The organism is Nocardioides sp. WJ219 (assembly GCF_058559815.1).
Genome location: NZ_JBZUJV010000009.1, coordinates 106,635 through 119,682 on the forward strand (window position 1 = coordinate 106,635; position 13,048 = coordinate 119,682).

Consider the following 13,048-nt stretch of genomic DNA (forward strand, 5'->3'; position numbering starts at 1 on the left):
ACCTCAGATCCCCGGGACGACGCGCCCGAGCAGGTCGCCCATCCGGCTGGCGGCGGCCCGGCCGGCCTCCAGCACCTCGGCGTGGTCGAGCGGCTCGCCGCTGATCCCGGCGGCGAGGTTGGTGACCAGGCTGATCCCGAGGACCTCGAGACCGGCCTCGCGCGCGGCGATCGCCTCGAGGGTCGTGCTCATCCCGACCAGGTGGCCGCCGATCGCGCGGACCATCCCGATCTCGGCGGGCGTCTCGTAGTGGGGTCCGGGGAACTGGACGTAGACGCCCTCGTCGAGGCTCGGGTCGACCTCGCGGCACAGCGCCCGCAGGCGGGGGGAGTAGAGGTCGGTGAGGTCGACGAAGTTCGCGCCCTCGATCGGGCTCTTGCCGGTGAGGTTGATGTGGTCGCTGATCAGCACCGGCGTCCCGGGGCTCCACGTCTCCTTGAGCCCGCCGCAGCCGTTGGTCAGCACGATCGCGCGGCACCCCGCAGCCGCGGCGGTGCGGACGCCGTGCACGACGGCGGCGACGCCCTTGCCCTCGTAGTAGTGGGTGCGGCTGAGGAACACCAGCAGCTGCCGGTCACCGGCCCGGATGCTGCGGATCTTGCCGGCGTGACCGACGACGGCCGCGGCGCTGAAGCCGGGCAGGTCGGTGGTGTCGATCTCGGCCGTGGCCTCGCCGAGCGCGTCGACGGCCGGCAGCCAGCCGCTGCCGAGCACCAGCGCCACGTCGTGCCGCTCGACGCCGGTCAGCTCGGCGAGACGGGCCGCCGCGGCGCGGGCGAGGTCCTGGGGGGAGGTGGTGGGGTCGGTCACAACCGGTGACTCTAGGACCCCGGGGTGCGGACGCCGCGCTACAACCCCGTCGACCGGCAGGGCCGCCGGCGCAGGGCGGCGACGTAGTCGGCGGGGGCGTCGGCGGCCTCGGCGGCGTCGGCGAGGACGCCGAGGGTGACCGCGGAGGGGAGGCCGCCCTCGTAGGCGTCGAGCACGTAGGTCCACACGACCAGCTCGCCGGTCATCGTGGCGACCCGCACCTTGGCCTTGCGGTAGAGACCGGTGTCGGCCTGCTCCCAGCCGTCGAGGGTGGACTCGTCCATCGGGCCGACGTCGTAGACCGCCACGAAGACCTGCTCGAAGGGGTCCTGGACCAGGGTCGGCAGGGCGCCGTCCCAGCCGAGCTCCTCGCCGCCGAAGGTCAGCCGCCAGCCGGCGAGCCACCCGGTGGTCTGCAGCGGGGAGTGCGGACACCGCTCGCTCATCCGCGCCGGGTCGAGGTTGCTCCCGTAGGCGGCGTACAGCGTCACGGGGAGCAGAGTAGTGCCCGCCCCGGGCCGGCCCCGGTGCCGCACTACGATCGAGGGGTGAGCCACTTCGATGTCATCGTCCTCGGTGCCGGCCCCGGTGGGTACGTCGCCGCGATCCGTGCGGCCCAGCTCGGCAAGTCCGTGGCTGTGGTCGAGGAGAAGTACTGGGGAGGCGTCTGCCTCAACGTCGGCTGCATCCCCAGCAAGGCGCTGCTGCGCAACGCCGAGCTCGCCCACGTGCTGCAGCACGAGAAGGAGAAGTTCGGCATCGAGGGCGACGCCACGATGGCCTTCGGCCCGACGCACAAGCGCAGCCGCCAGGTCAGCGCCGGCATCGTCAAGGGCGTCCACTTCCTGATGAAGAAGAACAAGATCACCGAGATCGACGGCTGGGGCACGCTGACCAGCGCGACCGGGGTCGACGTCAAGGGCAAGGACGGCGAGACCACGTCGTACACCTGTGACGACCTGATCATCGCCACCGGCGCCACGACCCGGCTGATCCCCGGCACGAAGCTCAGCGAGCGCGTGGTGACCTACGAGGAGCAGATCCTCGACGACACGCTCCCCGGCAGCATCATCATCGCCGGCTCCGGCGCGATCGGCGTCGAGTTCGCCTACGTGATGAAGAACTTCGGCGTCGACGTGACCATCGTGGAGTTCCTCGACCGGATGGTGCCCACCGAGGACGCCGACGTGTCCAAGGAGCTGCTCAAGCACTACAAGAAGCTCGGGGTGAAGGTGCTGCTCAGCACCAAGGTCGAGGGCATCGACGACTCCGGCGACCAGGTCGAGGTCACGGTCTCCAAGGACGGCAAGGAGGAGGTCCTCCGGGCCGACAAGGTGCTGCAGGCCATCGGCTTCGCGCCTCGCGTGGAGGGCTACGGGCTCGACGCCGTCGGCGTCAAGGTCACCGACCGCGGCGCCATCGAGGTCGACGGCCGCGGCCGCACCAACGTCGACCACGTCTACGCGATCGGCGACGTCACCGGGAAGATGATGCTCGCCCACGCCGCGGAGGCCATGGGCATCGTCACCGCCGAGACCATCGCCGGCGCCGAGACGATGGAGATCGACTTCGACATGATCCCGCGGGCGACGTACTGCCAGCCGCAGATCGGGTCGTTCGGCTACAGCGAGCAGCAGGCCAAGGACAAGGGCTACGACGTCAAGACCGCGACGTTCCCGTTCTCGGCCAACGGCAAGGCCCAGGGCCTCGGCGAGGCGGTCGGCTTCGTCAAGATCGTCGCCGACGCCGAGCACAACGAGATCCTCGGCGCCCACATGATCGGGCCCGACGTCACCGAGCAGCTGCCGATCCTCACGCTGGCCCAGCAGTGGGACCTCACCGCCGACGAGGTCGCCCGCAACGTCTTCGCCCACCCGACGCTGTCGGAGGCGGTCAAGGAGGCCGTGCACGGCATCGCCGGGCACATGATCAACTTCTGACCGGACCAGCCAGGCGAAAGAGGGACGCAGACGCATGAGCACCGACAAGGTCGTCATCCTCGGCGGCGGACCGGGCGGCTACGAGGCGGCGATGGTGGCCGCCCAGCTCGGCGCCGACGTCACCATCGTCGACTCCCACGGCATCGGGGGGTCGGCGGTGCTGACCGACTGCGTGCCCAGCAAGACCCTCATCGCCACGGCCGAGGTGATGACCCAGCTGGGCGGCGCCGCCGAGCTCGGCCTCGACTTCTTCGACCACGAGGGCGACGCGGCGACCGCGATCCAGGTCGACCTGGCGCGCGTCAACGACCGGGTCAAGAAGCTCGCCGCCGACCAGTCGGCCGACATCTCCGCCAAGCTCGACAAGGACGGCGTCCGCGTCGTCGAGGGAGTCGGCCGGTTCGACGGCCCGTCCCGGATCGTGGTCGGCGGGCGCAGTCCCGACGACCCGGTCCACGAGACGCTCGAGGCCGACGCGATCCTGGTCGCGACCGGCGCGGCGCCCCGCACCCTGCCGAGCGCCGAGCCCGACGGCGAGCGGATCCTCACCTGGGAGCAGGTCTACGACCTCACCGAGGTGCCCACCGAGCTGGTGGTGGTCGGCTCCGGCGTCACCGGCGCGGAGTTCGCGAGCGCCTACCTCGCGCTCGGCATCCCGGTGACGCTGGTCTCCAGCCGTGACCGGGTGCTGCCCGGCGAGGACGCCGACGCGTCCCACGTGCTGGAGGAGGTCTCCAAGCGGCGTGGCATGACGGTGCTGTCGAAGTCGCGGATGGAGTCGGTCACCCGCGACGGCGACGTCGTCACCGTGACGCTCACCGACGGCCGCGAGGTCCGGGCCAGCCACTGCATCCTCGCGCTGGGCTCGGTGCCCAACACCCACGACATCGGGCTCGAGGAGGCCGGGGTCGTGCTCAAGGACGGCGGGTTCGTCAACGTCGACCGCGTCTCGCGCACCTCCGCGCGCGGGGTCTACGCCGCGGGCGACTGCACCGGCGTGCTGATGCTCGCCAGCGTGGCCGCCATGCAGGGCCGCATCGCGATGTGGCACTTCCTCGGCGACACCGTGCACCCGCTGGACCTGAAGAAGGTCTCCTCCAACGTCTTCACCGCCCCCGAGATCGCCACCGTCGGCTGGTCCCAGCAGGCCGTCGACGCCGGCGAGATGCAGGCCGAGGCGGTCACCCTGCCGCTCTCGGGCAACGCCCGCGCGAAGATGCAGGGCGTCCACGACGGCTTCGTGAAGCTGTTCTGCCGTCCCGGCACGGGCATCGTCGTGGGCGGCGTCGTCGTCGGTCCGCGGGCCAGCGAGCTGATCCACCCGGTCTCGATCGCGGTCGCCGAGTCGCTCACAGCCGACCAGCTGGCGCAGGCGTTCACCGTCTACCCGTCGATCAGCGGCTCCATCGCCGAGGCGGCCCGGCGGATGCACCGGGTCTAGCCGGCACGGGTCAGGGCAGGCCGGCGAGCAGGTCGCGCATCCGGGCGATCTCGCCGTTCTGCCCGGCGATGACGTCGGTCGCCATCTCGGAGACCCGGACGTCCTCGCCCTCGGCGAGCACCCGCTCGGCCATCGCGACGGCACCCTGGTGGTGCTGCACCATGTCCTCCAGGAAGCGGCGGTCGAACGCTGCGCCCTCGGTGGCCGTGAGGGCGTCGAGCTGGTCGCCGGTGAGCATGCCGGGCATCCCCATCTCGTCCATCGCCGCGACGCTCTCGACGGTCGGCTCGGGCTGTCCGTGGTCGACGAGCCAGGTCGCCATCACGACGATCTCGCGTCCCTGCCCGGCGCGGATCGACTCCGCGAGGCGCCGCACCTGCGGGTCGGAGGCGCGCTCGGGCGCCAGCTCGGCCAGGTCGAGGGCCTGGCTGTGGTGGGCCACCATCATGGACAGGTACGTCGCGTCGGCGGCGTTCCACGAGGCCGACTCCGGGGGCGCGCTGACCTCGGTCATGCCGGGCATCGCGGACATCTCGTCGTGGGCCGAGGCGGCGTCGTGATCGTGCTCTCCCGCCTGTCCGTCGTCTGTCGTACTGTGCTCTGCAGCACACCCCGACGCGAGCAGCACACCCGTCACCACGGCCACCGCTGCCCGAGTCATCCGCACCACCCGACCCTAAGCGACAAGTCCCAGGAGTTCTCGGTGAAGCTGCTCGTGGCCGCTAGTGCCCTCGTCCTCACAGCCGGCCTCGCCGCCGGCATCCCCGCCTCGGCCGATCCGACCGACCCCCCGTCACCCCGCGACCGCGACGCACCCGTGCTCGAGGCTCGCCCCGAGCTCCCGGGCCACGACATCGCCCGCCTCGAGCCGGCCGTCCCGCGGGTGCGCAGCGGCGAGGTCGACCGCAGCCGCGGCATCCGCAACGTCGCGCGGGTCCCGCTCGCCGGCGCGTTCACCGCCGAGGACGCCTTCGGCACCGACCTGGCGTTCACCGGTCACTACGCCATCGCCGGCAACTACCTCGGCTTCACCGTCTACGACATCAAGAACCCCCGCAAGCCGCGGCGCGTCGCCCAGGTCGAGTGCCCGGGCTCCCAGAACGACGTGTCGGTCTACCGCGGCCTGCTGATCCTCTCGGTCGACTCGCTGCGCACCAACAGCACCTGCGACAACGAGCGCGCCGAGGCCCCCCTGCCGGGCACCTGGGAGGGCATCCGGGTCTTCGACATCAAGAACCCCCGCAAGCCGCGCTTCGTGAAGTCCGTGCTCACCGAGTGCGGGTCCCACACCCACACGCTCGCGCCGAGCCGCGACGGCCGCACCGTGTTCGTCTACGTCTCCTCCTACGGCCCGAGCCCGCTGCAGCCCAACTGCCTGCCGCCCCACGACTCGATCAGCGTGGTCAAGGTCCCCGTCGCGCGTCCGGCGACCGCCCGCGTGGTCGCCGAGCCGGTGCTGTTCCCCAACGGCGGCACGACCGGCGACGACTACAGCAGCGACACCAGCGGCTGCCACGACATCACCGCCTACCCGCGCAAGAACCTCGCGGCCGGTGCGTGCATGGGCGACGGCATCCTGATGGACATCAGCAACCGCTCGCGCCCGCGCGTGGTCCACCGGGTCCGCGACACCCGCAACTTCGCGTTCTGGCACTCCGCCACCTTCAACAACGCCGGCAACAAGGTCGTCTTCACCGACGAGCTCGGCGGCGGCGGCGGCGCCGAGTGCAACAAGGACGTCGGCCGCAAGCGCGGTGCCGACGGCATCTACGACATCTACAAGCGCAAGCTCGTCTTCCGCAGCTACTACAAGATGCCGCGCGTGCAGTCCGACACCGAGAACTGCGTGGCCCACAACGGCTCGCTCATCCCGGTCAAGGGCCGCGACATCATGGTGCAGGCCTGGTACCAGGGCGGCACGTCGGTCTGGGAGTTCACCAAGTCCGGCAAGCCCCGCGAGCTGCAGTACTTCGACCGCGGTGCGATCTCCGACGAGGAGCTGCGGCTCGGTGGCTCCTGGTCCTCCTACTGGTACAACGGCTACGTCTACTCCAGCGACATCACCCGCGGGCTCGAGGTGTTCAAGCTCCGCACGCCGTGGGCCGAGAAGGCCGCCAAGCGCAAGCTGTCGGTCTTCAACGCCCAGTCGCAGCCCTCGTTCAACGGATGACGGGAACCGGGCGCGCGGGGTGACGTAGCATCGCCCGATGCTCTCCCGGGTGCTCGCCACCGCGACCGTGGTCGCCACGGCCCTCGTCCTCACCGGTGTCGGTGCCGCCTCCTCCGGGGCGCCGGCACCGGAGCGGGCCGACGCCGTCCGTCTCGTCGGCAACGGCTACGGGCACGGGCACGGGATGTCCCAGTGGGGCGCGCAGAACCAGGCGCTGGCGGGGCGCGGCCACCGGCAGATCCTCGCCTTCTACTACCCGGGGCTGGCACGCGGCACCAGCGGCGGCGTCGTCCGGGTCCTGGTCACGGCCGACACCTCCACCGACGTGGTGGTCCTCGACCGTCCCGGCCTGCGGGTGCGCAGCCTGGGCAACGGTCGCACCTACCGGCTCGACCGGCCCGCCAGCGCGGGGCTGTGGCGGATCGTGCCGGTCTCGGGCGGCAGCCGCAGCGCCGTGGCGTGGAGGGGTGCGGGCGGCGGGTGGCGCACGGTGCGCACCGTGCCCGGGCAGGCCGAGATCAGCGCCGGTGGCCAGCCGGTGACCCTGGTGGTTCCGGGCGAGCGTCGTCGCTACCGTGGCGCGCTGCGCTCGGCCGCGCCCGCAGCGTCCTCCGCGGCCCGCGACACCGTCAACGTGGTGCCGATCGAGTCCTACCTGCGCGGCGTGGTCCCGCGCGAGGTCTACACCTCCTGGGAGCCGGCCGCGCTGCGCGCCCAGGCGATCGCGGCCCGCACCTACGCCGCCCGCGAGCGCGCCGACCGCGCGCGCCGCTACTTCCACGTCCACGACACCACCGCGTCGCAGGCCTACGGCGGCGCCACCGACGAGGTCGCCAGCACCGACGCCGCCATCCGGGCCACGGCGGGTGAGGTGCTCGTCCACGACGGCCGGCCGGCGTTCACCCAGTTCTCGGCCAGCAACGGCGGCTGGATGTCAGCCGGGTCGCAGCCCTACCTCGTCGCCAAGCAGGACCCCTACGACGACACCTACCGCGGCTGGACGGCGTCGATCAGCCCGAGCACCCTCGAGCGCGCCTACCCCGGGATCGGGAGGTTCGAGCGCCTCCGGGTCCTGGCCCGCGACGGCCACGGCCAGTGGGGCGGCCGGGTCACCTCGCTCCGGGTGGTCGGCTCGGGCGGGTCCGTGCGGGTCAGCGGCGAGACGTTCCGCAGCGTCGTCGGCCTGAGGTCGACCTGGTTCACCCAGCGCTGAGCCTCAGCCCAGCACGACCACGAGGTCGCCGCCCTCGACGGCCTGGGCGCCGCCGATGGTGACCCGCGCGACCGTGCCCGCGGTCGGCGCGGTGATCGAGGCCTCCATCTTCATCGCCTCGATCGTGGCGACGGTCTGGCCGGCCTCGACGGTGTCACCCTCGGCGACGACGACGGTGACCACGCCCTGGTAGGGCGCCGCGACGTGCCTGTCGTTGCCGGGGTCGGCCTTTTCGGCGGCCTGGACGTCGGACGCGACGTTCTTGTCGCGCACCGAGATCGGGCGCATCTGGCCGTTGATGACGGCCATCACGGTCCGGTAGCCGCGCTCGTCGGGCTCGCTGATCGCCTGGAGGCCGATGAGCAGCGTCTTGCCGGCCTCGAGCTCGACCTCGTGCTCCTCACCCCGCTGCAGGCCGTAGAGGTAGTCGAGGGTCGGCAGCACCGACACGTCGCCGTAGGTCTCGCGGACCTCGTCGAAGGCCTGGGTGGGGCCGGGGAAGAGCAGCTGGTTGAGCATCCGGCGCCGCGACGTCGACCCGCCGGCCAGGCCGGCGGCCTGCTCGTCGGTGAGCTCCTCCGCGGGGGCCGTCCAGGTGCGGCCCTCGAGCGCCTTGGTGCGGAACGGCTCGGGCCAGCCGCCGGGCGGGTCACCGAGCTCGCCGTTGAGGAACCCGATCACCGAGTCGGGGATGTCGAACCTCGCCGGGTCCGCGGCGAACTCCGCCGGGTCGGCACCGACGCCGACCAGCGACAGCGCGAGGTCGCCGACGACCTTGGACGACGGCGTGACCTTGACGACGTTGCCGAGGATGTCGTTGGCGGCGGCGTACATGTCCTCGACCTGCTCGAACTTCTCGCCGAGCCCGAGGGCGATCGCCTGCTGGCGCAGGTTGGACAGCTGGCCGCCGGGGATCTCGTGGCGGTAGACGCGGCCGGTCGGCGACGGCAGGCCCGACTCGAACGGCGCGTAGACGCGGCGGGTGGCCTCCCAGTAGGGCTCCAGGGCGTTGACCGCGGCCAGTGACAGGCCGGTCTCGCGGTCGGAGTGGTCGGTGGCCGAGACCAGCGCCGAGAGCGCCGGCTGCGACGTCGTCCCGGCCATCGCGGCGCAGGCCGCGTCGACCGCGTCGACGCCGGCGTCGATCGCGGCGAGCAGGGTGGCCAGCTGGCCGCCGGGGGTGTCGTGGGTGTGCAGGTGGACCGGCACGTCGAAGCGCTCGCGTAGCGCGGTGACCAGCGTGCGTGCCGCCGGGGCCCGGAGCAGCCCCGCCATGTCCTTGATGGCGAGCACGTGGGCGCCGGCGTCGACGATGCGCTCGGCCAGGCGCAGGTAGTAGTCGAGGGTGTAGAGCTTCTCGTCGGGGCTGGACAGGTCGCCGGTGTAGCAGAGCGCGACCTCCGCGACGGCCGTGCCGGTCGAGCGCACCGCCTCGATCGCCGGGCGCATCTGCTCGACGTCGTTGAGGGCGTCGAAGACCCGGAACACGTCGACGCCGGTGGCGGCGGCCTCCTCCACGAAGGCCTGGGTCACCGCGGTCGGGTACGGCGTGTAGCCGACCGTGTTGCGCCCGCGCAGCAGCATCTGCAGGCAGATGTTGGGCACCGCCTGGCGTAGCGCGGCCAGGCGCTCCCACGGGTCCTCGCCCAGGAAGCGCAGCGCGACGTCGTACGTCGCCCCGCCCCAGGCCTCGACCGACCACAGCTGTGGGGTGGTGCGGGCCACGTGGCCGCCGACGGCGACCAGGTCGCGGGTGCGGACGCGGGTGGCCAGCAGCGACTGGTGGGCGTCGCGGAACGTCGTGTCGGTGACGGCGACCGTGTCCTGCGCCCGCAGCCGCCGGGCGAACTCCTCGGGCCCGACCTCGAGCAGCAGCTGGCGGGTGCCGTCGGGCGCCGGCACGTCGAGGTCGACGTCGGGCAGCTTGGTCGCCGGGTCGAGGGTCACCGGCACGTCGCCGTGCGGCTGGTTGACGGTGACGTCGGCCAGGTAGGTGAGCAGCTTGGTGCCGCGGTCGCCCGAGCTGCGCGCGTTGAGCAGGTAGGGGTGGGTCTCGATGAACGACGTGGTGACCCGCCCGGCGGCGAAGTCGGGGTCGTCGAGCAGGGCCTGCAGGAACGGGATGTTGGTGGAGACGCCGCGGATCCGGAACTCCGCCACCGCGCGCTTGGCCTTGGCCACCGCGCTCTCGAAGGTGCGCCCGCGGCAGGTGAGCTTGGACAGCATGGAGTCGAAGTGGGCGGAGACCTCGGCGCCGGTGTAGACGGTGCCGCCGTCGAGCCGGACCCCGCCGCCGCCGGGGGAGCGGTAGGTGGTGATGACGCCCGTGTCGGGGCGGAAGTTGTTGGCCGGGTCCTCGGTGGTGATCCGGCACTGCAGCGCCGCGCCGCGCAGGGTCACCGTCTCCTGCGACAGGCCGAGGTCCTCGAGCGTCTCGCCGGAGGCGATCCGCAGCTGCGACTGCACGAGGTCGACGTCGGTCACCTCCTCGGTCACCGTGTGCTCGACCTGGATGCGGGGGTTCATCTCGATGAAGACGTAGTTGCCGTGCGGGTCGAGCAGGAACTCCACGGTCCCGGCGTTGCGGTAGCCGATCTCGGTGGCGAAGCGGACGGCGTCGGCGCACATCCTCTCCCGCAGCTCGGGGTCGAGGTGCGGTGCCGGGGCGATCTCGACGACCTTCTGGTGCCGCCGCTGAACCGAGCAGTCGCGCTCGAAGAGGTGCATCACGTTGCCGGCGCCGTCGGCGAGGATCTGCACCTCGATGTGGCGCGGCTCGACGACGGCCTGCTCGATGAAGACGGTGGGGTCGCCGAACGCGCCCTCGCCCTCGCGCATGCAGGTCTCCACCGCCTCACGCAGCAGCGCCGGGTCGTCGACGCGGCGCATGCCGCGGCCGCCGCCGCCGGCGACGGCCTTGACGAACAGCGGGTAGGGCAGCTCGGAGGCCGCCTCGACCAGCGCGTCGACGTCGGTCGACGGCTCCACGCTGGCCAGGGTCGGTACGCCGGCCGCCTTGGCCGCGGCGATCGCGCGCGCCTTGTTGCCGGTCAGCTCGAGGACCTCGGAGGTCGGTCCGACGAAGGTGATGCCGGCGTTGGCGCAGGCCTCGGCCAGGGCGGGGTTCTCGGAGAGGAACCCGTAGCCCGGGTAGACCGCGTCGGCGCCGGCCTTGACGGCGACGGCGACGATCGCCTCGGGGTCGAGGTAGGCCCGCACCGGGTGCCCGCGCTCGCCGATCTCGTAGGCCTCGTCGGCCTTGAGGCGGTGCTCGGACCACCGGTCCTCGTAGGGGAAGACCGCGACCGTCCGGGCCCCGACCTCGTACGCCGCCCGGAACGCCCGGATCGCGATCTCGCCACGGTTGGCCACCAGCACCTTCGAGAACATGCGGGCAAACCTAGTGGGGACCGGGCCCCGCGCCCGCGACCCGTCTCACGTCCGAAATCAGGCGCGGCGGAACTGGCTGACCAGGCCGGGGATCGCCCGGTCGGCGAGGCGGACGGCGTCGGCCTCGGGCACGTCGAGCACGGCCACCGACTGCCGGCCGCCGGCGGTGGTGGCCGCGAGGGTGGTGAGGCCGACACGGCGCTGGAACCAGGTGGCCCGGAGGTTCCAGCCGATCACGTGGTCGACCGCCAGCACGTCGCGCCGGCGGGCCAGGCTGCCCGACCGCGCCACGAGGTACCCGTCGACGAGGGCGTGGCCCAGGCCCGCGACCCGGTCGGCGGCCAGGGCCGCGGCGCCGGCCAGCAGCACGAGGGCCGGCACCAGCAGCAGCCAGGGGCCGCCGGTCGCGACCGCCACCACGGCTGCGCCGACCAGGACCGCGACCGGCGTCAGGGCCCGCGACCAGCGCCGCCGGGCGGCGGCGTCGCCGTGCCGCTGCAGGACGCCGTCGACCGGCTCGGTGCGCCCGATCAGCGCTCGGGCCGCGCGGGGTGCCACGTCGGCGTCCGACGGTGGCACCAGCGTCGAGCTGCCGGTCTGGGCCCGGTCGACGCCGGTGACGATGGCCTGCAGGTGCCGCCCGCGGGCGACTCGCAGCGCCAGGGGCTCGCCGAGGGAGACGCCGGCCAGTCGCTCCTCGTCGATGCTGGTCTCGCGGGTGGTCAGCAGCCCGCGGCGCACGTGCCAGGCGCCGGCCTGGTGGGTCAGCCGGAAGCCGCCGTTGACGACCAGGTAGCCGAGCACCGACAGCGTGAGCAGCACCAGCAGCCCCACCCCGACGCCGCCCGCGACGGCCAGTGCAGAGGGCGACCCCGGGTCGCCGGGGTCGAGCCGCTCCCAGCCGTCGACGGCGTCGAGCAGCTGGCTCGCCCCGCCGACGGTCGCCGCGGCCACCACCAGGCCCGTCCCGGTGAACGGCGCGAACCGCAGCCAGCGCGGGTCGAACTCGACCAGGGGCGGGACCACGGCCGGCTCGGCGCCGTCCACGGGGGTCGCCGCGTGCAGCAGGTCCGACCGGAGCGCCCGGGCGCGGTCGACGGGCAGGCCGTCGAGGTCGAGCCCGTCGCCGTCGTCGCTCGACGCCAGGCCGGTGCCGATGCGCAGCGTGGTCAGGCCGAGCAGCCGGTGGATGAGCGAGGCGGTGAGGTCGACGGTGCGCACCCGGTTGAGCGGCGTGGAGGTCACCCGGCGGCTGAGCAGCCCGCGGCTGAGCTCCACCCGGCCGGCGGCGATGCGGTAGCGGGTGGTCAGGTAGCGCAGCACGCCGAGCGCGACCGGCACCAGGACGCCGAGCAGCTGCCAGGGCGGGCCGCCCGACGCCGTACCGGCCACGGCCAGGGCGATCAGGACCGGCAGGAACCGCAGGAGCTCGCGGATCGGGTGGACCAGGAGCATCCGCGGGTCGAGCCGCTGCCAGGCGGCCTCCACGGGTGCGGGGGCGTCGCTCACGTGGCGTCGCCCTCGACGGCGTCCGCCTGGCGGGTCAGGTCGCCGACGAGGCGCCGGGCCACGTCGCGGTCGAGCCCGTCGATGCTCAGGGCGCCGGCCGCCGAGGCCGTGGTGACGGTGACGCTGGCGAGCCCGAACAACCGCGCGACCGGGCCCTCGGCGTAGTCGACGGTCTGGATCCTGCTCATCGGGGCGATCCGCCGCTCGCGGGCCCACCACCCGGTCTGGGTGTAGACCGCCGTCTCGGTGGTCTCCCACCGGTGCACGAGGTAGCGCCACTGCGGGACCACGCACACCCAGGCGACCACCACGGCGCCGAGCAGCGCGAGCGTCCAGGCCGGCACCTCGTCCCAGACCAGGACGGCGCCCAGCAGCACCGCCAGCCCGACCACGCCCTCGACCGCTGAGGTCAGCACCCACATCACCCGTGCCCGGGGGCTGACCCGGTGGGCGGGGTCGCGCAGGCCGGGGTCGCGCAGGCCGGTCGCGGCGTCGGTGGACATGGCCCGAGCCTAGGAGTCGCCCCGTGGCCGGTGCCGGGTGTGGTCCACCTGAGCGGGTGGGTCCGGGCGGCG

10 protein-coding genes are annotated in these 13,048 nt (G+C 73.0%); 4 read left to right on the forward strand and 6 right to left on the reverse strand.

Going from position 1 to position 13,048, the window contains the following annotated elements:
• Positions 1–3: 3 nt before the first annotated feature.
• Together AC4MBH_RS18715 and AC4MBH_RS18720 are read right to left on the reverse strand one after the other, a co-directional pair.
• On the reverse strand, positions 4–810 hold the full coding sequence (locus AC4MBH_RS18715) for a purine-nucleoside phosphorylase (RefSeq protein ID WP_491796850.1): 807 nt from the start codon (positions 808–810) through the stop codon (positions 4–6).
• Positions 811–848: 38 nt separating this feature from the next.
• On the reverse strand, positions 849–1,301 hold the full coding sequence (locus tag AC4MBH_RS18720) for a gamma-glutamylcyclotransferase family protein (protein ID WP_491796851.1): 453 nt from the start codon (positions 1,299–1,301) through the stop codon (positions 849–851).
• A 57-nt stretch (positions 1,302–1,358) separates the two neighbouring features.
• Between AC4MBH_RS18720 and lpdA the strand changes: the two genes are divergently transcribed.
• The gene (gene lpdA, locus AC4MBH_RS18725) at positions 1,359–2,750 is read left to right on the forward strand and encodes a dihydrolipoyl dehydrogenase (RefSeq protein ID WP_491796852.1); all 1,392 of its coding nucleotides are present in this window, start codon (positions 1,359–1,361) and stop codon (positions 2,748–2,750) included.
• 34 nt (positions 2,751–2,784) lie between these two features.
• Positions 2,785–4,191: an NAD(P)H-quinone dehydrogenase gene (locus tag AC4MBH_RS18730; protein ID WP_491796853.1), complete on the forward strand. Its 1,407-nt coding sequence runs from the start codon at positions 2,785–2,787 to the stop codon at positions 4,189–4,191.
• A gap of 10 nt (positions 4,192–4,201) precedes the next feature.
• Here the strand turns inward: AC4MBH_RS18730 and AC4MBH_RS18735 are convergent, their stop codons facing one another.
• A complete protein-coding gene (locus tag AC4MBH_RS18735; protein ID WP_491796855.1) occupies positions 4,202–4,714 on the reverse strand; it encodes a DUF305 domain-containing protein in 513 nt (170 codons plus the stop codon).
• 180 nt (positions 4,715–4,894) lie between these two features.
• Between AC4MBH_RS18735 and AC4MBH_RS18740 the strand changes: the two genes are divergently transcribed.
• Both AC4MBH_RS18740 and AC4MBH_RS18745 read left to right on the forward strand, forming a co-directional pair.
• On the forward strand, positions 4,895–6,361 hold the full coding sequence (locus AC4MBH_RS18740) for an LVIVD repeat-containing protein (protein ID WP_491796857.1): 1,467 nt from the start codon (positions 4,895–4,897) through the stop codon (positions 6,359–6,361).
• 37 nt (positions 6,362–6,398) lie between these two features.
• Positions 6,399–7,574: a SpoIID/LytB domain-containing protein gene (locus AC4MBH_RS18745; protein ID WP_491796859.1), complete on the forward strand. Its 1,176-nt coding sequence runs from the start codon at positions 6,399–6,401 to the stop codon at positions 7,572–7,574.
• A gap of 3 nt (positions 7,575–7,577) precedes the next feature.
• Here AC4MBH_RS18745 and AC4MBH_RS18750 read toward each other — a convergent pair whose 3' ends face one another.
• Genes AC4MBH_RS18750 through AC4MBH_RS18760 form a run of 3 tightly spaced genes read right to left on the reverse strand, consistent with a single transcriptional unit; the run spans position 7,578 to position 12,976 of the window.
• The gene (locus AC4MBH_RS18750) at positions 7,578–10,964 is read right to left on the reverse strand and encodes a pyruvate carboxylase (protein WP_491796860.1); all 3,387 of its coding nucleotides are present in this window, start codon (positions 10,962–10,964) and stop codon (positions 7,578–7,580) included.
• Positions 10,965–11,021: 57 nt separating this feature from the next.
• Complete coding sequence (locus tag AC4MBH_RS18755; RefSeq protein ID WP_491796862.1) at positions 11,022–12,473, reverse strand: PH domain-containing protein; 1,452 nt, start codon at positions 12,471–12,473, stop codon at positions 11,022–11,024.
• Complete coding sequence (locus AC4MBH_RS18760; protein ID WP_491796864.1) at positions 12,470–12,976, reverse strand: PH domain-containing protein; 507 nt, start codon at positions 12,974–12,976, stop codon at positions 12,470–12,472. Before AC4MBH_RS18760 ends, AC4MBH_RS18755 begins: the two co-directional genes overlap by 4 nt.
• Between the last annotated feature and the right edge of the window lie 72 nt (positions 12,977–13,048).